The sequence below is a fragment of the Mycobacterium malmoense genome (assembly GCF_019645855.1).
Lineage (GTDB): Bacteria > Actinomycetota > Actinomycetes > Mycobacteriales > Mycobacteriaceae > Mycobacterium > Mycobacterium malmoense.
Genome location: NZ_CP080999.1, coordinates 2555416 through 2575769 on the forward strand (window position 1 = coordinate 2555416; position 20354 = coordinate 2575769).

Consider the following 20354-nt stretch of genomic DNA (forward strand, 5'->3'; position numbering starts at 1 on the left):
GGATAGCCATGTACTACTACCTGTTCATCCTCGCCGTCGGTGCCGAACGCCTGGTCGAGCTGGCGGTCGCTCAACGAAACGCCAAATGGTCAATCGCGCACGGAGGCAAAGAGTTCGGGCGCGATCACTACCCGGCGATGGTCAGCATGCATGCCCTGCTGTTGGTTTCGTGTGTCGTGGAAACCTGGACCCTGGGCCGGCCCTTCGTCCCCTGGCTGGGATGGCCCATGTTCGGTGTCGTGGTGCTTAGCACGATTGTCCGCTGGCGCTGCGTCAGCGTGCTCGGCAAACGCTGGAACCCGAGGCTCATCGTGATCCCGGACGCGCCGTTGGTCCGGGACGGGCTGTACCGATGGGTGCGCCATCCCAACTACACCGCGGTCGCGGCGGAGGTGGCGGCGCTCCCGCTGGTCCATTCGGCGTGGCTGACGGCGATCGTGTTCAGCCTTGCCAACGCCCTGGTGCTCAATGTGCGAATCCGGGCGGAGAATGCCGCGTTGGGTTACGCCTGAGCGGTCAGGGCGCGATCGGCCGATTCGTCCACTCCCGGTCGGGCCGGCGCGACGAGCGGAACCAGCCGCCCGCCGCGCCGGTGCCGCCGTCGGTCGGGATGGTGTGCCCAGTGACGAATGCCGACAGGTCCGAGGCCAGGAACAGGATCACGCGGGCCTGATCCTCGGGCAGGCCCATACGCCCGATCGGAACCCATTGCGGCCACCGCATCCGCTCCTCGGCGGACAGCCACCGCGAGTAGGGCACCTGAAGGGATTCGGTGACGTCCGGAGCGATCGCGTTGACCCGCACCCCGTCGCCGCCCACCTGGACCGCGAGACTGCGGGTGAATCCGATGACGGCGGCCTTGAACGCGGCATAGACCGGATCCTCCGGGTAGCCGCGCAACCCTTCGAGGGACGAAACGTTGACGATCGCTCCGGCGCGCCGGTCGACCATCGCCGGCAGGAACGCGTGGGTGACGAGGAAGACGTGATGCAGGTTGATCCGGTAGAGCTCGTCCCACAGTTGCGGCCCGGTGTCGACGAAGTTTCCGGGGTGGCGCAGCCAGTGGCCCACATTGTTGACCAGCACGTCTACTCGGCCGTAACGATCCAGCACCGATCGCGCCAAGGCGGTGACCTCGTCGGCGTCGCGGACGTCGGTGACGACCGCCAGGGCCGATCCACCAGACGCGGTGATTTGGTCGGCGGTCCGTTGAGCCAGCTCGGCGTCGATATCGGCGATGACCACGCGGGCGCCATGTTCCGCCAACAGCCGCGCGGTCGCCGCGCCGATACCGCCACCGCCGCCCGTCACCACCGAGACCCGGCCGGTCAGCAGCGGCTCGGCGTGCGTTTCCTCCGTCATCGCTATATCTTGGGCCACCCGGCGAGATCGGCCCAGCGGCACCGAGCGATACCCATATTTCTCCCCGGTAAACGGTGATGGATCCGACTTTTCAGGTGCGCTGCCCGCCGTTTGCCCGCTTTAGCTACGGGTATTCGGGTGTCCTTGGGAGTTGATTGCAATGGCCAGCACAGGTGATTCACCTACTTTATTGCCGAGCGGGGCGGTGCAGCGGCGAATCCATCATCGCCACAGCCCGCAGTCGGTTGCGGTCTCGCTGGCCAGCCGATTAATCGTGAAAAACGCGGTACGGGTATGGGCGATTCAGCCGAATCTGCACTGGCCATTCGAATACGTCGATGGGTTTGCGGGATTAGTCCCCCGTTTCGGAGCGTCGGCGCACATCGAACCGGTACGGCTCGAGCACTGCGCCGCCGAATGGGTTCGCGCGCCCGGCGTCTCGGGAAAACGGGCGGTGCTGTATCTGCATGGCGGCGCGTTCCTCACCTGCGGCCTCAACACCCACCGGGCGCTGGTGACCCGCCTGTCGAAGGCGGCGGATGCCGCCGTGCTCAACGTCGGATATCGAAAATTGCCCGCACATCAGATAACCGATGCCATCGACGACGGGATAAGCGGACTTCGGTGGCTGCAGGATCGCGGGTTCGACGGCGATCGAGTCGTCGTAGCCGGCGACTCAGCCGGGGGATATCTCGCATTCGTGACCGCGCTGTTGGCCATTCGCAGTCAGGTCATGAGGCCGGCCGGAATTGCGACGGTCTCGCCTTTCACCGATGCGGATCCGGCGCGAAAGCTCAGGCACCGCGCGGGCAGGTGCTTCATGTTCACCCGCGGGGCGCTATCGATGTTTGCTCAATATCTCAGTGAGGCGCAGCTTTTGAACGATCGGGGCGATTCCGCGGGTCGGATTGTCTCACCGGTGGACGCCGATCTTTCCTCGCTGCCGCCGGTCACCATCCACGCCAGCCGCGATGAATTGCTGCTCCCGGACGCCGAGCTCATGGCCGAACGCCTGGACGCCAGCGGAATCCGCTGTGATCTGCACCTTTGGGACGGACAGATTCACGATTTTCCGTTGGCCGCCGAAATTCTGCCCGAAGGACGGCGGGCCATTCGATACATCGGGGATTTCGTCAAAGACGTCACGGCCGCGTCGGGCACATTGCCCGCCCGGCGCGACGAGTCGTGGCGTCGTAGCGTGCGTGCCACCGCCGCGGCGGGATAACGCATCGCGAAGGCTCCGCACGGCGTCAACCCTCGGGTTCGGGGTGTTGGGCCGCCCGCACGAACGCGGGCGAACTGGCGGTCCGATTCGTGCCGCTGCCGATACAGTTGGTCCTCGTGAGCCCACCAGCCCCGCCCGTGCTGACCGTGCGGTACGAGGGATCCGAGCGCACCTTCGCGCCAGGCAACGACGTGGTTATTGGGCGCGACCTTCGCGCGGACGTCCGGGTCGCACACCCCCTGATCTCTCGGACACATCTCATCGTGCGCTTCGACCAGGGCCGATGGATCGCAATCGACAATGGCAGCCTCAATGGGTTGTATGTCTACAACCGTCGTGTGCCGGTCGTCGAGATCCAGGACGGCATGCGGGTCAACGTCGGCAATCCGGACGGCCCGGCGCTGACCTTCGAGGTCGGCCGCCACCGGGGTTCGGCCGGGCGGCCTCCTTTGACGACGTCGATACCGCTCGTCAACCCGGCCAGCGGCCCAAGCGCGCCGGTCCGGCAGGGGCAGCCGCAGGTTGCCGCGCACCGGCCCGGCCCGCCTCAGCCGCCGCCATCGGGCTCGTTTCGCCAGCCCTCGCAGCCCTCGCACCCGCCCAGCGGACCGCTGCCGCGATACCCGACCGGCGGACATCCGGCGGGACCGCCGAGCGGACCGCAGCCGGTGCCGCAGATTTACCGGGCGCCACCGATGAAGTTGCCACCGGCCCCCGCGGCCGAGCCCGAGACCGCCCACGTCGGCGATTCCACAAACATCGCGACATCGATGATGAGGATCCTGCGGCCGAGTAGAACGGCGATCGAGTCGACGCCGGGCGCGATCAAGATCGGCCGGGCCAACGACAACGACATCGTCATTCCCGAGGTGTTGGCGTCACGCCACCACGCCACCCTGATCCCGACGCCGCACGGCACCGAGATCCACGACAACCGCAGCATCAACGGCACCTTCGTCAACGGCGCCCGGGTCGATTCGGCCGTGTTGCGCGACGGCGACGTGGTCACGATCGGCAACATCGACCTCGTCTTCGCCGGCGGCACGCTGGCTCGCCGCGACGAGACCGCGACCGCGACGCGCACCGGCGGCCTCGACGTGCGCGGGGTGACGTGGACGATCGACAACAACAAGGTCCTCCTGGACGACATCTCGTTGGGCGCGCAACCCGGAACGCTGACGGCCGTCATCGGGCCGTCGGGTGCGGGAAAGTCGACGTTCGCCAGGCTGGTGGCCGGATACACGCACCCGACCACGGGCACGGTTTCGTTCGAGGGTCACAACGTTCATGCCGAATACGCGTCGCTGCGCAGCAGGATCGGGATGGTGCCGCAGGACGACGTCGTGCACGGGCAGTTGACCGTGCAGCAGGCGTTGATGTACGCAGCCGAATTGCGGCTGCCGCCGGACACCACCAAGGCTGACCGCGCCCAGGTGGTCGCCAGGGTGCTCGAGGAACTTGAGATGAGCCAGCACCTGCACACCCGGGTCGACAAGCTGTCCGGCGGGCAGCGCAAGCGGGCCTCGGTGGCGCTGGAGCTGCTGACCGGCCCATCGCTGCTGATCCTCGACGAGCCCACGTCCGGTCTTGACCCCGCACTGGACCGGCAAGTCATGACCATGCTGCGGCAGCTCGCCGACGCGGGCCGGGTGGTGCTCGTGGTCACCCACTCGCTGACCTACCTGGACATCTGTGATCAGGTCCTGCTGCTGGCCCCCGGCGGCAAGACCGCGTTCTGCGGGCCCCCCGGCCAGATCGGCCCGACCATGGGGACGACGAACTGGGCCGACATCTTCAGCACGGTCGCCAACGACCCCGACGGGTCCCAGGCACGCTACCTGGCGCGCACGGGCCCGCCACCGCCACCGCCTCCGGCGGACAAGCCCGCCGAGCTGGGCGACCCGTCGCACACGAGCCTGTTCCGGCAGTTCTCCACGATCGCGCGGCGGCAGGTTCGGTTGATCGTCTCCGACCGCGGCTACTTCGTCTTCCTGGCGGTGTTGCCGTTCATCATGGGCTCACTATCGATGTCGGTGCCGGGCGACGTCGGCTTTGGTATCCCCAACCCGCTGGGTGCCGCGCCCAATGAGCCCGGCCAGATCCTGGTGCTGCTCAACGTCGGTGCGGTGTTCATGGGGACGGCGCTGACGATCCGAGACCTCATCGGCGAGCGCGCCATCTTCCTGCGCGAGCAGGCGGTCGGCCTGTCGACCTCCGCATACCTGCTGGCCAAGGTGTGTGTCTATACGGTGTTCGCCGTCGTCCAGTCGGCGATCGTGACCATCATCGCGCTGATCGGCAAGGGCGGTCCCACGCAGGGCGCCGTGGCGTTGGGCGTTCCGGGTCTGGAACTGTTCGCCGACGTCGCCATGACCTGCGTCGCCTCGGCGATGCTCGGGCTGGTGTTGTCGGCCATCGCCAAGTCGAACGAACAGATCATGCCGCTGCTCGTCGTGGCGGTGATGTCGCAGCTGGTGTTCTCCGGCGGCATGATTCCGGTCACCGGACGCATCGGCCTGGACCAGATGTCGTGGGCCACGCCGGCCAGGTGGGGCTTCGCGGCGTCGGCGTCCACAGCCGACCTCACCAAACTGGTCCCCGGTCCCTTGACTCCCAAAGATTCGCACTGGCGTCACACGGCAGGCGTGTGGTGGTTCGACATGGGCATGCTGGTGCTGCTCAGCGTCGTCTACCTCGGCTTCGTGCGGTGGAAGATTCGCCTCAAGGGCGGCTGATCACTCGCGCGACTAGGCCCCGGGGGTGCCGGCGTATCGAGTGTGCGCTCAGGGCTTTCGCCGTGCGGTGAGGGCGGTGATCTCGCGAAATCCGCGCCTTGGACGCACACTCGACGCCGTCAGCTCACGCCCGAACGCCGTCGGTACACACCGAACGCCAAGACGCTAGGCGCCCCTACGGACCGCCTGGTCGGCGGCGGCGCGCATCCGGTCCGACAGCTGAAGCAGCGCATGCTCGCCAACCCCGTGCGGCACCGTGTAGGCCAGCTGTCGTAACTCAAGGGCGCAATCGCGCAACTCCTGCCGAAGGCGTGTCTCAAGGGCGGGCATGGCTGTTTCCTAACGTCTGTTCGACAAATTGTCGCAGCCCGGCCGCCAGAACGCGACGGCGGCGAAGCGTTTTTACGGGAGATTGACAGCGCATTTACATGCGGGCGCCCGGGGTGATCAGGGGCGCGCGGCGACGAACGTCTCGTTCGGCACCCCGGCGGCGAGCCCCTCGACGTCGAACGGCGCGGCGAGGCGGCCGCGAAGTTTCACCGGATCGGTGAGCAGGCCGATCTCGGCGGTCTGGCGGGCAAACAGCCGCCCGAAAAGCGGGTAGAGCCGACGCATTAGCGCCCGCTCGCCCTTCGTGCAGCGCGCCGCGCAGTAGCCGACGTGGCCCAGTTCGTCGGTGAGGATCTCGCTGTAGAGGCGCTCGATCCGCACGGCGACGGCCGGTTCGTCGGCGAACAACTCGACCCCGACGCGGCGCAATTCGTCGAACATGATGCAGCCCGCCATTTCCGCCGCGCCCACGAACGGAAACCCGAATCGCTCGGGGAGAAACACTTCCGTCTTGACGAACTGGCGCATCACGAACGGCGGCACCACCACCTGGAATGGCAGACCGAACATGTCGAGCACGTAGGCCAGCAGGCGGGTGTGGTAGTGCTCCTCGAGGGCGAGGTATACCCGTTCCGGTGGCTGGTCCTCGCCGCCGATCCGGCCATAGGTGTCGCCCAAGTCGACGCCGAATCGCTCCGCCTGGTTCAGTTTCGCGGTGGCCAGCAGGAACAGCATCTCGCGGGAAAGCCCCGGCTCGGGCCGGCGGCGGCGCAGGTTCCGCAGGAACACGGTTCGATCGATGGGACGGGCGGAGCGAACCGGGTCGGTCTCCAACGACACGAAGAATTCCTCGCGGTTGGCAAGCCGGCGATGCAGCAGATCGGCGTCGCCGTCGCGATGGGCTAGGTAGACCCGGTAGCCCTCGATGCCAGTGCCGGTCATGGCGCCTCCATTCCCTGAACGATGGTCTTCACGTATCGGTCCAAGAGGGTGGCCCGCGGGCGAGACGCGGTCGTCGCGGTGGCCAGCAGCGCGAACAGCCCGGTCATGAAAATCACGCCGAGTTCGCCGGCGTCCGCATCCCGCGACGCGCGCTCCGCGGTTTGCGCTTCGGCGATCGCGGCGATGACGAACTGGGCCAGCGGATGCTCGCCGGGCTCGTCCTCGACGGGTCGCGACGCGGAGAAGTGCAGCCCCAGCATGTCCCGAAAGAGCACCGGACCCAGCCGCTCCTCGGTCGCAAGCACCCGGTGCACCAGCAGAGTGAGCACCGACAGTAGGTCGCCCGGCTCGCTCGGCCCCGCGGCAAGCGCCGCCACGATATTGGTCTCCTCGTTGCGTTCCAGCTCGATCAGCACGTGTTCCTTCGTCGGGAAGTGGAAATAGAACGTGCCTCGCGCCACTCCCGCCGCCGCGGCGATCGCGGCGACATCCGTGCCCGCCAATCCCGACCTGCCGAGCTCGGCCACCGCGGCGTCGAACAGCCGGGTCCGCGTCTGCAGCCGCCTAGCCTCCCGGGCGCCCACGGCCCGGGAAACGGCATCCTCTGTCGACGTCGCCGAAACCACATGAGCCAACGTACCCAGATTCACTGACAGCTGTCAATGACGAGCGTCAGCGAGTTGCGTGCTCCCGCGCGAGGAAGCCCGGGGCGTAACGTCAGGGCGAAATCGCCAGCCGGCGTTGTCAAGTGGCGTTACGCTCGCGCCGCCCGATGACCCGATGAAAGGTGAGCGGGGATGGATTTCGAACTCGACGCCGGGCAACGCGCGTGGTTGGCCGAGGTTCGCGAATTCCTCCACGACAACGTGACCGCCGAGTTGCGGGCCGAACTCGCCCAGCATGACCTGGAGTTCCCCGACGGCGAGGTCGCCCGGTTTCGTCGCAAGGTCGGCGAGAGGGGCTGGTTTGGGCTGAACTGGCCGCGCGAGTATGGGGGTCTGGGGCTGGGGGCCGTTTATCAGCACCTGCTGATGAGCGAGTTCGAATACTGGGGCGTGCCCGGACCGGACCTCACCGTCACCTCGGTGGCGCCGATGATCATGCGGCACGGCACCGAACGCAACAAGACCGAATGGCTGCCGCCGATCGCCAAAGGCGAAATACTTTGCGCTGTCGGCTATTCCGAGCCAGAGGCCGGAACCGATCTGGCCAGCCTGCGCACCCGCGCGACGCTCGACGGCCAGGAATGGGTGATCAACGGCACCAAGATCTGGAACAGCGGGGCGCAGCGCGCCACCCACGAATGGCTCTGTGTGCGCACCGACCCGAACGCCGCCCGCCATCGCGGGATTTCGGTCATCATCGTGCCGATCGACAGCCCCGGCATCCAGATCCGCCCGCTCTATGCGTGGTCGGGCTACCGCACCAACGAGGTGCACTTTCGTGACGTCCGCGTCCCGGCCACCAACCTGATCGGCGAGGTCAACCGAGGCTGGACGTACATCACCGGCGCGCTCGATCTGGAACGTGGCGCGCTGACCAACGCGGGCGATCTGCGCCGCGCCGTGGACGAATTGCGCGACCTTGCGCTCAGCCCGCGGCGTGACGGCACGGTGCCCGCCCGCGACCCGGCGCTGCGCCGCCGGCTGGCGCGGGTCGAAGCCGACGTGGCGGTGGCCACGCTGATGGGCTACGAGGCCGCGTCCATCCTGGACAGCGGTGTTATCCCGACCGTGGAGGTCAGCGTCGAGAAGGTCTTCACCAGTGAACTGCGCCAACGCATCGCCGATCTAGCGCTCGATCTGCTTGGCCCCGATGGCCTGTTGGCGCATCGCAGTCAAATCGCGCCGCTGGCCGGCAAATTCGAGCGGCTTTACCGGGCCGCCCCCTTGATGCGCTTCGGCGGGGGCACGAACGAGGTCCTCCGCGACATCATCGCCCAGCGCGGGCACGGTATGCCCTCCTACGGACGCTGACCGATGAAGCTGATACCCACCGCCGAGCGGCGCGAGTTCGCCTCGACGTTGCGCGCCCTGCTGTCGGCGGAGAGCCCCGTGGGTCTGGTGCGTGGTCTCAACGAGCCCGGCGCCGACCGAAGCGTCCCCGCGCTGTGGAAGGCGTTGGCCGACGCCGGCGTATTCGGGCTTGCCATCTCCCAGGAGTGCGGCGGCTCCGGGGGCTCGCTCGACGATCTCGCCGTCTTCTACACCGAGGCCGGCCGCGCGCTGTGCCCCACGACGGTGCTCAGCAGTGTTCAAGCCGCGCTGGCGATCGACCGGCTCGGCTCCCGCGACGCCAAGGCCGCGTGGCTGCCGCCGCTGGCGGGCGGCGGCATTCGCGGCACCACGGCGCTATGGAACGCCCGCGACGCCGCCGACGTCTCGGCCGTGCTACGCGCCGATCCCATCTCGGCCGGTGACTGGCGGTTAACCGGTACCGCGGACTATGTGGCCGACGCCGACCTCGCCGACCTCGTCGTGGTTTCGGCGGTTTCGGCCAAGGCAGGCGAGCGCACGCTGGTCTTCGTCGTCGACGCGCACGCCACCGGCGTGACCGGGGAACCGCTGGCCATGGCGGGCGGGCACCGGGCGTTCACCGTGCGCTTCGACGACGTCGTCGTCGGCGCCGGCGCGCTGCTCGGCGAGGCTGCCCCGGCGGCGCTGCGCCGAGTGGCCAATACGGCGGTGGCGCTGGGGTCGCTCGACCTGGTCGGCGTCGGGCAGGCCGTGCTGGACCGCACCGTCGACTACACCAAGCTGCGCCACCAGTTCGGCCGGCCGATCGCCTCGTTCCAGGCGGCCCAACATCTGGTCGCCAACATGCACATCGCCTTGGCCGCAGCGCGATTGGCCGCTCACTCGGCCGTCTTCTGGCTGGCGCGCGGCCACACGGCAACCAGGGAAACCGCGATCGCCCGCATGCACGCGGCCACCGCCGCCAGGCTGATCACCCTGGACGCCCATCAACTGCACGGCGGGATGGGCTACGTCACCGAGACCGACCTGCATCTGTGGAGCGAACGGGCACGGCTGGGCTCGACGCTCGGTGGCGGAGCCGACGTCGCCGCATCCTGGCTGGAGGAAACCATGGCTAAAGAGGAGCGCCGGTGAGCCCAATGAATGAGGACACCCTGATCGACGCCGAATCGGCGTCGCGAGTGGGCACCGTCGCCGCAACGGCGACGGGCGAGGTGAACCGGCGCGACTGGCAACGGTGGGCGGCTGCGGTCGGAGACCGCAGCCCATTATGGTTCGACCCGGATTACGCCCGGGCCAACGGCTTTCGCGACATCATCTGTCCGCCGCTGTATCTGCAGTACGCCGTGCTCGGTGTCACGCACCTCGAGTCGCTGCGGCCGGACGGTTCCTCCGGCACGGTCTCGGGCAGCCTCGCGTTTCCCCGGGCCCCGAAGCGGATGGCCGGCGGGGAGAGCTTCACCTTTCACCTGCCGGCCTATCACCGCGACGAAATCGACATGGTCCGCACCATCGAGTCGATCATCGAAAAGCAGGGCCGCTCCGGCAGATTCGTCCTCGTCACCTGGCGCACCGTGTACCGCAACCAGCGCCGCGATCTGGTTGCCGAAGCGTCGACGTCGATGATCGCCCGGCCCTAGGAGCGGCCCATGACCGATCAGCAGCTGTTCTACGACGACATCGGCGTGGGCGACCAGATTCCCACGCTGACCGTCGCCGTCGACGAGACCCAGCTCTTCTTCTTCAGCGCCGCCACCTACAACGGCCACCGCATTCATTACGACAAAGACTGGGCCAAAAGCGAAGGCTACGACGACGTGGTGGTCCACGGGCCGCTGCAGGCGGCGCTGCTGGCCCGCGCGATCGGCGACTGGATCGGTGGGCGCGGCCGGCTGGTGTCCTTCTCGGTGCAGAACCGGGCGATCGCCTACCCCGGTCAGCTGCTCAGCTTTGGCGGGGAGGTCACCGGCAAACGCCTCTCCGATAACGGCTCCGGGCTGGTGGATCTCGACATCGCGGGCCGCCGCGACGACACCGTGCTGATGCCCGGAACGGCGACCGTCGAGCTGCCCCGACGCGGAACACCGTGACGGGCCTGCGTGGCGAGGCGGCCATCGTCGGCATCGCCGAACTACCCGCCGAACGGCGTCCCACCGGACTGCCGCTGTTCACCCTCGACCAGTACGCGCTGTTGGCGAAGGCGGTCGTCGAGGACGCCGGCGTCGACCCCGCGCGCATCAACGGCCTGCTCACCCACGGCGTGGCCGAGTCGGCGATGTTCGCGCCGGCCACGCTGTGCGAATACCTGGGCTTGCCTTTGGATTTCGGCGAGCGAGTCGACCTGGGCGGAGCCACCTCGGCGGGAATGGTGTGGCGGGCCGCGGCGGCCGTGGAGCTCGGCGTCTGCGACGCGGCGCTGGCCGTGGTTCCCGGATCGGCGTCGCTGCCGCAGCCGCCACGATCCCCGCAAAACCCGCCGCCCACGCCGAATTGGTATGGGGCGTCGTCGAACACCTACGGATCGCCGCAGGCCGAGTTCGAGATCCCGTACGGCAACGTGGGCCAAAACGCGCCGTACGCGCAGATCGCCCAGCGCTACGCGGCGGAGTTCGGCTACGACCCCGCCGCGCTCGCCAAGATCGCCGTCGACCAACGCACCAACGCGTGCGCCCATCCGGGCGCGGTCTTCCACGGGACCCCGATCACGGTGGACGACGTGCTCGCCAGCCCGATGATCGCCGACCCCATCCACATGCTCGAAACGGTGATGCGCGTGCACGGGGGAGCCGGGGTCTTGATCGCCAACGCCGACATCGCCCGCCGAGCCCGCCATCGCCCGGTGTGGATCACCGGCTTCGGCGAACACATCGCCTTCAAGACCCCGACCTACGCCGACGACCTGCTGTGCACACCGATCGCACGCGCGGCCGACAAGGCGTTCGCGATGGCCGGGCTGAGCCGACCCGACGTCGACGTCGCCTCGATCTACGACTGCTACACCATCACGGTGCTGATGAGCCTGGAAGACGCCGGCTTCTGCGCCAAAGGCCAAGGCATGCCATGGGTTACCGACCACGACCTGACCTTCCGCGGAGATTTCCCGCTCAACACCGCCGGCGGTCAACTGTCCTATGGGCAGGCCGGCATGGCCGGCGGCATGCACCACGTCGTCGACGGCGCCCGCCAGATCATGGGCCGAGCCGGCGGCGCGCAGGTGCCGGACTGCCACACCGCCTTCGTCACCGGCAACGGCGGCATCATGAGCGAGCAGGTCGCCCTGCTGATGCGAGGCGACTAGCCATGGGCGCACTCCGGCCCGTGCCCGAACCCACGCCCGTATCGCGGCCGTTCTGGGACGGCCTGGCCCAGCACCGAATCCTCGTGCAATACTCGCCATCCCTGCGGCGCCACGTCTTCTATCCGCGTACCCTTGCCCCCGGGTCGCTGGCCGACGACCTGGAATGGCGCGAAATAGACGGTGCCGGAACGCTGTACACCTTCACCGTCGCCCGCAGACCCACCGGCCCGCCGTGGGCCGACGCCGTGCCGCAACTGCTTGCGGTGGTGCAGTGGGACGCCGGGCCGAGGATCAGCACCGAGTTGGTCGACGCCGACCCGGGCGACATTCGAATCGGCATGCGGGTGACGCCGGTGTTCTACGATCTGCCTGGAACCGGAATGACGTTGCTGAAGTACCGGCCGGCGTGACCGGCCCGACGGTGCGGGCGGAGGCCCACATGGACGACCCCATCGATGGTACCGATGGCGCTGTGCGGGCGATGCTGCGCGAGTTGGAGGCCGGATTCCCGCGGGTCGAAACCATGACCGCCGCCGCGGCCCGAGCCGCCGTGGCCCAACGGCGCGTGCCCGTCAACAACATCGGAGACGTTCGCCGCACCGTCGACCATGCCGTTCCGGGTCCCGCGGGAGCCATCCCCGTGCGGATCTATTATCCGCACGGCGGGCCGTTCGGCAACCGCCCGGCGATCGTCTTCTGCCACGGCGGCGGATTCGTGTTCTGCGACATCGATTCCCACGACGGCTTCTGCCGGGCCCTGGCGCGCGGCAGCCAAGCCGTGGTCGTATCCGTCGGCTATCGCCTTGCCCCCGAACACCCCGCACCCGCGGCCGCGCTCGACGCGTTCGCGGCCTTCTGCTGGGTGGTGGAACACGCGGCCGGCCTTGGCATCGACGCGGCGCGGACGGCGGTCGCCGGCGACAGCGCCGGCGGAAATCTCGCGGCCGTCACCGCCATCCTGTGCCGCGAACGCGGAGTCGCGCCGCCCGCCGCACAGCTGTTGCTCTACCCGGTCATCGATCCCTCGTTCGAGACGGATAGCTACCATCGTTACGGCAGCGGATATTTCAACACCCGCGCCGCGATGCAGTGGTATTGGCGTCAATACCTCTGCGGTGAAAGGATCGTCGATCCGCCCTACCTGGTGGCACCGGCCCGCGCGGATTCCCATGCGGGCCTGCCGCCCGCGGTGATCGTCACCGCGGGTCTGGATCCATTGCACAGCGAGGGCTGCGATTACGCACGCCGGCTACGCGACGCGGGGGTGCGGGTCGTGCACCGCGATTTTCCCGGATTATTCCACGGCTTCATGACAATTCAATCCTTTCCGCCGGCGGCGCCGGCCCGCGACCTGGTATGCGGCGACCTGCAGGAGATGCTCGACCCCGCTCGCCTGGAAGGCGCATCGACGTGACCGAGATGTCCTCGACCGACGTCATCGTCATCGGCGCGGGCTTCGCCGGGCTCTACGCCGTGCGCCGGGCCGCATCGGCGGGCCTGTCGGTGATCGGCATCGAGGCGGCTCCCGATGTGGGCGGCACCTGGTACTGGAACCGGTATCCGGGTGCCCGGTGCGACGTCGAAAGCGTCGACTATTCCTACTCATTCGACGAAGAACTCCAACAGAGCTGGACGTGGAGCGAACGCTTCGCCGCGCAACCGGAGATCCTGGCCTACCTGCGCCACGTCGCCGAACGCTTCGATCTGCGCCGCCACTACCGGTTCGGTGTCGACGTCACCGGCGCCACCTTCGATCGAGGGCGCTGGCACGTCCGCACCCGTGCCGTTTCCGCGGGCGGTGAGACGTACGCCGCCCAGTTCCTGGTGTGCGCCACGGGCTGCCTGTCGGCGGTGAACCGCCCCGACATCCGCGGCGTCGACGATTTCGCCGGCGACGTGTACTTCACCGCCGCGTGGCCGCGCGAGGATCCCGATCTGCGCGGCAAGAGGGTGGGCCTGATCGGCACGGGTTCGTCTGGCATTCAAGCGGTTCCGATCATCGCCGAACGGGCCGACCGGCTCGTGGTATTCCAGCGATCGCCAAATTACAGCATCCCGATGCCCAACCGCCCATGGTCGCCGCAGGAGTGGCAACGGATCAGGGAGGACTACCCGGAGCGCCGCCGGAAGTCGGCGTACGCGCCGTCGGGCACGCCGCACGGCACCTATCACAAGAAGGCGCTCGACACCGAACCGCACGAGCGCGTTGACGCCCTGTGGCTGCGCTGGCGCGAGGGCGGGGTGCTGTTCGCCAAGACCTTTCCCGATCAGAACGCTGACCTGGCGGCCAACGACATCGCCCGAAAGTTCGCCGAGGAGCGGATCCGGGAGATCGTCCGCGACCCCGTCGTCGCCGCCGATCTCATCCCGGTCGATCACCCGATCGGAACGAAGCGGATCTGCACCGACGCCGGTTACTACGCGACGTTCAACCGCGACAATGTCCGGCTGGTGAACCTGCGCCGCGAGCCCATCGACACGATCACCGCCCACGGAGTGCGAACCGGCGACGCCACGTATCCCTGTGATGTGCTGATCTTCGCCACCGGCTTCGACGCGCTGACCGGCGCGCTGACTCGCATCGACCCGCGCGGGCCCGGGGGAGTGCGGCTGCGCGACATCTGGGCCGACGGCCCGGTGACGTTTCTCGGTCTGCTGGTTCCGGGCCTGCCGAACCTGTTCACCATCAGCGGACCCGGCAGCCCGTCGGTGCTGGCCAACATGGTGCTGCACGCCGAGGTTCAGGTCGACTGGGTCATCGAGCTGGTCCTGACGGCCCGCCGCCTCGGGGTGACCGAGGTCGAACCGCGCCGGGACGCCGCCGACGCCTGGACCGACCATGTCGCGAAGGCCGTCGAGCAAACCCTGTTCCCGAAAGCGACATCGTCGTGGTACCTGGGCGCCAATATCGAAGGCAAGAAACGGGTCTTCATGCCCTACGCCGGGGGATTCGGCACCTACCGGCGCCACTGCGACGCCGTCGCCGAGCGGAACTATGCCGGGCTGGTGCTGACAACTCGATGACCGAGACGGTGCAGCAGCTGCTGCGGCAGCGCAGGCACGACGACACCCCCGCGATCGCCCACGGCGAGCGGACCTGGACCTGGCGGCAACACCTGGCCGAGGCCGAGGCCGAGGCGGCCGCGCTGATCGCCCTCGCCGACCCGACGCGCCCGCTGCATGTCGGCGCCCTGCTCGCCAACTCCCCGGCGGTGCTGCGCGCCATGGCGGCCGCCGCGCTGGGCGGCTATGTGTTGTGCGGCATCAACACCACGCGGCGGGGCACCGGGTTGCTCGCCGACATCCGGCGATCCGACTGCCAAATCCTTCTCGTCGACGGCGAGCACCTGGGGTTACTGGACGGCTTGGACCTCAAGGGGATTCGGGTTCTCGACGTGAACGCGACCCGGTACGCCGACGCGGTGGCCGCGGCACCATCACTGGTTCCCCACCGCGAGGTCACCGCCGCCGACACCCTGATGATGATCTTCACCTCCGGCACCAGCGGCGATCCCAAGGCCGTGCGATTCGCGCACGGGATGGCGATCATGTGCGGGGCCAGCCTGATCTTTCAGTACGACGTCACCGCCGATGACGTCTGCTACCTGGCGATGCCGCTGTTTCACTCCAACGGCATCGCCGCCGGATGGGCGGTCGCCATCGGCAGCGGCGCCACGATGGTCCCGGCCAAATTCTCGCCGTCACGCTTCATCGAGGACGTGCGGCGCTACCACGTGACGTACCTGAACTACGTCGGCAAGCCCCTCGCGTTGCTCCTTGCCACGCCCGAACGTCCCGAGGACGCCGACACCACCCTGCGGGTGGCGTTCGGCAACGAGGCAACCGATCGCGACATCGCCGAATTCTCAAGGCGTTTCGGATGCCGAGTGGTCGACAGCTTCGGGTCCAGCGAGTTCGCGGTGATCGTGGTTCGCGAGGACGGCGCCCCGCCCGGCTCGATCGGCAAGCCCTATCCCGGTGTGAGCATTTACCATCCGACGACCCGGACGGAATGCGCGGTCGCGCGGTTCGACGAACACGGCGCCCTGACCAATTTCGACGAAGCGGTTGGCGAACTCGTCAACACCCAGGGAGCGGGGCCGTTCACCGGCTACTACAACGATCCGTCCGCGACGGCCGAGCGCATGCGGCACGGCATGTACTGGTCCGGCGACCTGGCCTACCGCGACGCCGATGGCTGGATCTATCTCGCTGGGCGCACAGCGGACTGGATGCGAGTCGACGGCGAAAACCTGGCGGCGGCACCGATCGAGCGGATCCTGGAACGGCTGCCGCAGGTCAGCCAGGTCGCCGTCTATGCCGTGCCCGACGAACGAGTCGGCGACCAGGTGATGGCGGCCCTCGTGCTCCGCGCTGGAACACATTTGGAGCCAGATGATTTCGAGAAGTTCCTGGCCTCACAACCCGACTTGTCACCGAAGGCGTGGCCGCGCTATGTGCGCATCAACGCTAACCTGCCGGCGACGGCCACCAACAAGATCCTCAAGCGCGAGCTGATCGCCGCCGGCATCAGCGCGCAGGGCGGGGCGCTATGGGTGCGCGAAGCGCGCGGCACGACCTATAGCGTCGCGGTCGAAGCTTCGTCGTGAGTCACGCCGATTCGGCCGGCGCCCCGCCGAACCGGGCCAGCATCAGCGTCGCGGACACCGCTACGGCGAATCCCACGATCACGACCCAGCCGAGGCCGTCACGTGCCCGGTCACCCAGCCACGCCACTCCCACAAGCGTCGGCGCGATCGTCTCACCGACCACCATGGCGGCTACCGTCGTGGTCACGGACCCGCGTTGCAGAGCGGAGGTGAGCAATAGGAAGCCCACCGCCCCGCCCCCGGCCACGGCGTAAAGCGCTGGATTGGTGTAGAAGGCGCCCTTGGTGGGGTTGAACACGTCGACCAGGCGCACACCGATTTCTACGACACCGAAGCCGCTTCCGGCACCGAAACCGAGGGCGAGCGCGCGCTCGCGGTCTCTCAACCGGCCCGCCGTGGCACCGGCAATGAATATCGCCGCCACGACGCCGATCAGCGCCCAGCCGAGTCCCGCCGGGGCACGCCGGAAGTGCCCGGGTCCCGCGGCGCAGGCCAGCACGGCGAGGCTGACGCAGACCACCGCCACGGCCGTCCACTCGGCCGAAGAAAGCCGCGCTGAGAGCACCCACACGGACACGATGCCGGTGACCGCGATCGAGGCGGCCAGCGCCGCGGCGACGATATAGATCGGCACCAGGCGCAGCGCCATCACTTGCAGCAGAAATCCGAGGCCGTCGAGACCCATGCCAGCGATATAGCGCCATTGGCGGGCGGCGCGCAACAGCAGCACAGCATCGACACCGGAGGCGGTGCTGGCCTTCACCGATCGCGTCGCCACGGCCTGTAACACCGTCGCCGTGCCGTAGCACACCGAGCAACCCAGGGCGAGGAGCAAGCCAATCAGCACAGACCGACTCTGCCAGGCCCCGGGGTTGCCCAAGGCGGCAGGGCGTACACGAAGGGACCTGCCGCCCGGCTGTCGTCGGGCCGAACCAAAGCGCTCCCCATAACGTTTTTCAGACAAAGGCCGTGGCGTTCGGTGTCGCGGTGCGCGTCGCGCGAAGGAGAACTACAGTTGGGAATCGTGACGAATCGCAAGGTCAGAACGGCGGCCGCATTGTGCGGTGGCGCCGCTTTTGTTTTTGCGTTCGGGTTGGGTGTGGCCGGCGCCGACGTGCCGCTGACCAGCACAATGAGCTCCTCGTCCAGCGTGGCGCCCCCGCCGGGGGTCGTCACCGGGGGAGGCGCTTTATCGGTCCAGCCCGCGGGCGGGGGCGCCTGCATTGCCGGCCTCAACTGCGGCTGCATTCCGCGCGTCACCTGTCCTTGGTCGCGCGTTCGCCCGCGCACCACGGACGCCAACCGACACAACACTCCCGCGCCGCAGCACCCTTAGGGGCGTCCGCGGCCGAACGTCCCTGACCGAACGGCGCGCGGCTTCCCTATCATTTGGGAATGAGCGCCGGTGGGCTGGATGCCGTGGGCTCGCCGGCATTCACCGACGAGGACTCGGCCCGGTTTCGTGCCGCCGGCTGGTGGTCCGACTCGACGCTGTCGGACGCGGTGCGCCGCAACGCCGAGCGCTCGCCGGACCGTGCCGCCTATGTCGACGATCCCGGCATCTCGCTGACCTGGCGTGAATTCGACTCCACGGCAAGCATTCTGGCCGAGCGGCTGGCCGGCGCCGGCGTCATGCGCGGTGATCGAGTTGGGGTGTGGCACGGCGACTCCGCCGCCATCCACGTGCTGTTCGTGGCAATCGAACGCTGCGGCGCCGTCGTGGTTGGCATCGGCGCGCGTGCCGGAACCCGCGAGGTCGCCGCGCTGCTGCGTAACGCGCGGCCGAAGATCCTGATCAGCGATCCACCGCGCAGCGGCGCCGCCACGGCCGTGGCCGGCGAATCCCTCGTGCCCACGCTGGTCTTGGCCGATGATGCCGGCGCGCTGAGCCTGAACGTCCGCGTGCAGCCAAGGGTTGTCGGGATCGAATCCCGCGTGGGCCCGCAATTGGGCCCCGACGACGTCTTTCTCATCAACTCCACCTCCGGGACCACCGGGCTGCCCAAGTGCGTCGTGCACACCCAGAACCGGTGGCATTACTTCCATTGGAAGGCCGTCGCCAACGGGTTGCTGACGCCCGACGACACCTTCTTGCCCGTCATCCCCACCCCTTTCGGTTTCGGAATATGGACCAGCCACACCACGCCGATCTACCTCGGGGCCACGGCGGTGCTCCTTTCGCGGTTCACCCCGAGCGCGGCCTGCGCGGCGATCGCCCGTCATAAAGTGACCGTGTTGTGCTGTGTCAGCACGCAATTGACCATGCTGATGGCCGACCCGGCTTGCCGAAATCATGACTTGAGCTCGCTGCGTGTCGTTTTCGCCGGCGGCGAGGCGTTGCCGTACCGGCCCGCCGCGGAGTTCGAGGAACTTACCGGCGCGACGATCCTGCAGTTCTACGGTTCGAACGAGACCGGGATGCTGAGCGCGACGACGGTCAATGACTCGCGCCAACACCGGCTCCGCACCTGCGGCCGCATCGTCCCCGAGATGGCGGTTCGGCTCTTCGACGGGGATCGGGACGTCACCGGGACCGGGCGCGGGCAGCCGGCATGCCGGGGACCGGCGACCAGCCTCGGCTACCTCGGCGGCACCGACCACGACAGGCTGTTCACCCCCGACGGGTGGATGCGCATGGGCGACATCTGCGAGATCGACGCGGACGGCTACCTGACCGTCACCGGCCGAACGTCCGACTTCATCCTGCGCGGCGGCAAGAACATCAGCGCGACCCAGGTCGAGGACGCCGTCACCACGCACCCCGCTATCGCGGTCGCGGCGGCGGTCGCGATGCCCGACCCGGTGTTCGGCGAAAAGGCGTGCGTCTACACCGAACTCGCCGACTCTGCCACTATCGACCTGCCCGGGCTCGTCGAGCATCTGCTGGCGCTGGGCGTCTCCAAGGAACTGCTGCCCGAACGACTCGTCGTGGTCGACGAACTTCCCCGATCGTCCGGAGGCAAGATCGCCAAAGGCCAGCTCCGCGAGGATATTCGAATCAGGATGGAGGCCGATCATGAACGCTCCTGACCCACGGCGAGGAGGCCTGGAAGTCTGGGCGCCGTCGGTGGTGCCCCCGATCGGAGTCGAGCTGTCCAACGAGCAGGCCCTGGCGGTGGCCTTCCGCCACCTTGCCGCCATTGGGTTTGCGGAGAACATGGCCGGACACATCACCTGGCAGCTCGAGGGCCACACCGACATGTTCGTCAATCCGTGGGGGCTGTGGTGGCAGGAGCTCACCGCCTCGGACATCTGCGCGGTGGACGGCGACGCGCGGGTGGTCCGTGGCCGCTGGGATGTCACCCCGGCGATCCACATCCACACGGAACTGCACCGCGTCCGCGATGACGCCCGGGTGGTCATTCACAACCACCCCTACTACGTGTGCGTGCTCGCCGCGTTGGGCAGGCTGCCGCAACTGGTCCACCAAACCGGTTCGCTGTACCTCGATGACCTGTGTCTGATCGACACCTACGACGGCGAGGTCGACACCCCCGCTCGCGCAGCGGATCTCGCGGCCCGCATCGGTGGCGCCAACCTCACGATCCTGGCCAACCACGGCGTCATCACAACGGGGCGCAACCTGCCCGAGGCCGTTTACCGGGCGGCATCGATCGAACGGGTATGCAAGCTGGCCTACGACGTCATGCTGACCGGCAAGGAGCCGGTGCGGATGAATTGGTCGGACATGGCGGGCATGCAACGCTCGCTCATCGAACGGGCCGCCGACGTCTATTGGGCGGGGGCGGCGCGGATGACCATCAAGGCCGATCCCGATGTGCTCACCTGAGCCTGGTCGTCGGGTGTGCGTCCAGGGCGCAATCCGGCCCCCGATTCCCGCCCTGGACGCACACCGAAAGCCGACGTTGCACACTG

Annotated in this window: 19 protein-coding genes; 14 read left to right on the forward strand and 5 right to left on the reverse strand. The window is 68.1% G+C overall.

All coding sequences use genetic code 11. The features are described 5' to 3' along the window. Positions 1-8 precede the first annotated feature (8 nt). The gene (locus tag K3U93_RS11830) at positions 9-512 is read left to right on the forward strand and encodes an isoprenylcysteine carboxyl methyltransferase family protein (RefSeq protein WP_071510426.1); all 504 of its coding nucleotides are present in this window, start codon (positions 9-11) and stop codon (positions 510-512) included. A 4-nt stretch (positions 513-516) separates the two neighbouring features. Here K3U93_RS11830 and K3U93_RS11835 read toward each other — a convergent pair whose 3' ends face one another. Continuing rightward, positions 517-1362, reverse strand: a complete 846-nt coding sequence (locus K3U93_RS11835) for an SDR family NAD(P)-dependent oxidoreductase (RefSeq protein ID WP_083009746.1) — start codon at positions 1360-1362, stop codon at positions 517-519. Between the two features lie 160 nt (positions 1363-1522). On the opposite strand from K3U93_RS11835, the gene K3U93_RS11840 reads away from it, so the two are divergent. Both K3U93_RS11840 and K3U93_RS11845 read left to right on the forward strand, forming a co-directional pair. Next, entirely contained in the window at positions 1523-2587 is a 1065-nt protein-coding gene (locus K3U93_RS11840) for an alpha/beta hydrolase (protein ID WP_083009745.1), read from the forward strand. A 107-nt stretch (positions 2588-2694) separates the two neighbouring features. Then, entirely contained in the window at positions 2695-5322 is a 2628-nt protein-coding gene (locus tag K3U93_RS11845) for an FHA domain-containing protein (RefSeq protein ID WP_176219898.1), read from the forward strand. A 165-nt stretch (positions 5323-5487) separates the two neighbouring features. On the opposite strand, the gene K3U93_RS11850 is transcribed toward K3U93_RS11845, so the two are convergent. From K3U93_RS11850 to K3U93_RS11860, 3 genes are all read right to left on the reverse strand, one after another. Beyond that, positions 5488-5652 (reverse strand): hypothetical protein, encoded by a 165-nt coding sequence (locus K3U93_RS11850; protein WP_169924618.1) that lies wholly within the window; start codon positions 5650-5652, stop codon positions 5488-5490. Positions 5653-5769: 117 nt separating this feature from the next. Continuing rightward, complete coding sequence (locus tag K3U93_RS11855) at positions 5770-6594, reverse strand: hypothetical protein (RefSeq protein ID WP_083009744.1); 825 nt, start codon at positions 6592-6594, stop codon at positions 5770-5772. Next, positions 6591-7220: a TetR/AcrR family transcriptional regulator gene (locus K3U93_RS11860; RefSeq protein ID WP_083009743.1), complete on the reverse strand. Its 630-nt coding sequence runs from the start codon at positions 7218-7220 to the stop codon at positions 6591-6593. Before K3U93_RS11860 ends, K3U93_RS11855 begins: the two co-directional genes overlap by 4 nt. 171 nt (positions 7221-7391) lie before the next feature. On the opposite strand from K3U93_RS11860, the gene K3U93_RS11865 reads away from it, so the two are divergent. From K3U93_RS11865 to fadD1, 9 genes are read left to right on the forward strand one after another with little or no spacing between them, the layout of a single operon-like run. Continuing rightward, positions 7392-8570 carry an acyl-CoA dehydrogenase family protein gene (locus K3U93_RS11865; protein WP_083009742.1) on the forward strand — a complete coding sequence of 393 codons (1179 nt, stop codon included), beginning with the start codon at positions 7392-7394 and terminating at the stop codon, positions 8568-8570. Between the two features lie 3 nt (positions 8571-8573). Then, positions 8574-9704, forward strand: a complete 1131-nt coding sequence (locus tag K3U93_RS11870; RefSeq protein ID WP_083009741.1) for an acyl-CoA dehydrogenase family protein — start codon at positions 8574-8576, stop codon at positions 9702-9704. 5 nt (positions 9705-9709) lie between these two features. Beyond that, on the forward strand, positions 9710-10210 hold the full coding sequence (locus tag K3U93_RS11875; protein ID WP_083009740.1) for a MaoC family dehydratase: 501 nt from the start codon (positions 9710-9712) through the stop codon (positions 10208-10210). A 9-nt stretch (positions 10211-10219) separates the two neighbouring features. Beyond that, positions 10220-10660, forward strand: coding sequence for a MaoC family dehydratase (locus tag K3U93_RS11880; RefSeq protein WP_083009739.1), 441 nt, complete (start codon positions 10220-10222; stop codon positions 10658-10660). Then, a complete protein-coding gene (locus tag K3U93_RS11885; protein WP_083009738.1) occupies positions 10657-11868 on the forward strand; it encodes a thiolase family protein in 1212 nt (403 codons plus the stop codon). The genes K3U93_RS11880 and K3U93_RS11885 overlap by 4 nt, the downstream gene beginning before the upstream one ends. 2 nt (positions 11869-11870) lie before the next feature. Then, complete coding sequence (locus tag K3U93_RS11890; protein ID WP_083009737.1) at positions 11871-12278, forward strand: Zn-ribbon domain-containing OB-fold protein; 408 nt, start codon at positions 11871-11873, stop codon at positions 12276-12278. A 29-nt stretch (positions 12279-12307) separates the two neighbouring features. Next, positions 12308-13282, forward strand: a complete 975-nt coding sequence (locus tag K3U93_RS11895) for an alpha/beta hydrolase (protein ID WP_083009814.1) — start codon at positions 12308-12310, stop codon at positions 13280-13282. A 5-nt stretch (positions 13283-13287) separates the two neighbouring features. After that, the gene (locus tag K3U93_RS11900; protein WP_420915415.1) at positions 13288-14892 is read left to right on the forward strand and encodes a flavin-containing monooxygenase; all 1605 of its coding nucleotides are present in this window, start codon (positions 13288-13290) and stop codon (positions 14890-14892) included. Beyond that, positions 14889-16478 (forward strand): fatty-acid--CoA ligase FadD1, encoded by a 1590-nt coding sequence (gene fadD1, locus K3U93_RS11905; protein WP_083009735.1) that lies wholly within the window; start codon positions 14889-14891, stop codon positions 16476-16478. The genes K3U93_RS11900 and fadD1 overlap by 4 nt, the downstream gene beginning before the upstream one ends. Before the next feature lies 1 nt (position 16479). Here the strand turns inward: fadD1 and K3U93_RS11910 are convergent, their stop codons facing one another. Next, entirely contained in the window at positions 16480-17325 is an 846-nt protein-coding gene (locus tag K3U93_RS11910; protein WP_083009734.1) for a DMT family transporter, read from the reverse strand. A 548-nt stretch (positions 17326-17873) separates the two neighbouring features. Between K3U93_RS11910 and K3U93_RS11915 the strand changes: the two genes are divergently transcribed. Both K3U93_RS11915 and K3U93_RS11920 read left to right on the forward strand, forming a co-directional pair. After that, complete coding sequence (locus K3U93_RS11915) at positions 17874-19508, forward strand: class I adenylate-forming enzyme family protein (protein ID WP_083009733.1); 1635 nt, start codon at positions 17874-17876, stop codon at positions 19506-19508. After that, entirely contained in the window at positions 19495-20268 is a 774-nt protein-coding gene (locus tag K3U93_RS11920) for a class II aldolase/adducin family protein (RefSeq protein WP_083009732.1), read from the forward strand. Before K3U93_RS11915 ends, K3U93_RS11920 begins: the two co-directional genes overlap by 14 nt. Positions 20269-20354: the final 86 nt, after the last annotated feature.

Excerpts from the sequence above, each read along its gene's own strand:
- K3U93_RS11920 (WP_083009732.1), top strand. The coding sequence starts at position 19,495 with ATGAACGCTCCTGACCCACGGCGAGGAGGCCTGGAAGTCTGGGCGCCG.
- K3U93_RS11900 (WP_420915415.1), top strand. The coding sequence starts at position 13,288 with ATGTCCTCGACCGACGTCATCGTCATCGGCGCGGGCTTCGCCGGGCTC.
- K3U93_RS11855 (WP_083009744.1), bottom strand. The coding sequence starts at position 6,594 with ATGACCGGCACTGGCATCGAGGGCTACCGGGTCTACCTAGCCCATCGC.
- K3U93_RS11890 (WP_083009737.1), top strand. The coding sequence starts at position 11,871 with ATGGGCGCACTCCGGCCCGTGCCCGAACCCACGCCCGTATCGCGGCCG.
- K3U93_RS11895 (WP_083009814.1), top strand. The coding sequence starts at position 12,308 with ATGGACGACCCCATCGATGGTACCGATGGCGCTGTGCGGGCGATGCTG.
- K3U93_RS11880 (WP_083009739.1), top strand. The coding sequence starts at position 10,220 with ATGACCGATCAGCAGCTGTTCTACGACGACATCGGCGTGGGCGACCAG.
- K3U93_RS11835 (WP_083009746.1), bottom strand. The coding sequence starts at position 1,362 with ATGACGGAGGAAACGCACGCCGAGCCGCTGCTGACCGGCCGGGTCTCG.
- K3U93_RS11915 (WP_083009733.1), top strand. The coding sequence starts at position 17,874 with ATGAGCGCCGGTGGGCTGGATGCCGTGGGCTCGCCGGCATTCACCGAC.
- K3U93_RS11830 (WP_071510426.1), top strand. The coding sequence starts at position 9 with ATGTACTACTACCTGTTCATCCTCGCCGTCGGTGCCGAACGCCTGGTC.
- K3U93_RS11840 (WP_083009745.1), top strand. The coding sequence starts at position 1,523 with ATGGCCAGCACAGGTGATTCACCTACTTTATTGCCGAGCGGGGCGGTG.
- K3U93_RS11870 (WP_083009741.1), top strand. The coding sequence starts at position 8,574 with ATGAAGCTGATACCCACCGCCGAGCGGCGCGAGTTCGCCTCGACGTTG.
- K3U93_RS11875 (WP_083009740.1), top strand. The coding sequence starts at position 9,710 with ATGAATGAGGACACCCTGATCGACGCCGAATCGGCGTCGCGAGTGGGC.
- K3U93_RS11850 (WP_169924618.1), bottom strand. The coding sequence starts at position 5,652 with ATGCCCGCCCTTGAGACACGCCTTCGGCAGGAGTTGCGCGATTGCGCC.
- fadD1 (WP_083009735.1), top strand. The coding sequence starts at position 14,889 with ATGACCGAGACGGTGCAGCAGCTGCTGCGGCAGCGCAGGCACGACGAC.
- K3U93_RS11865 (WP_083009742.1), top strand. The coding sequence starts at position 7,392 with ATGGATTTCGAACTCGACGCCGGGCAACGCGCGTGGTTGGCCGAGGTT.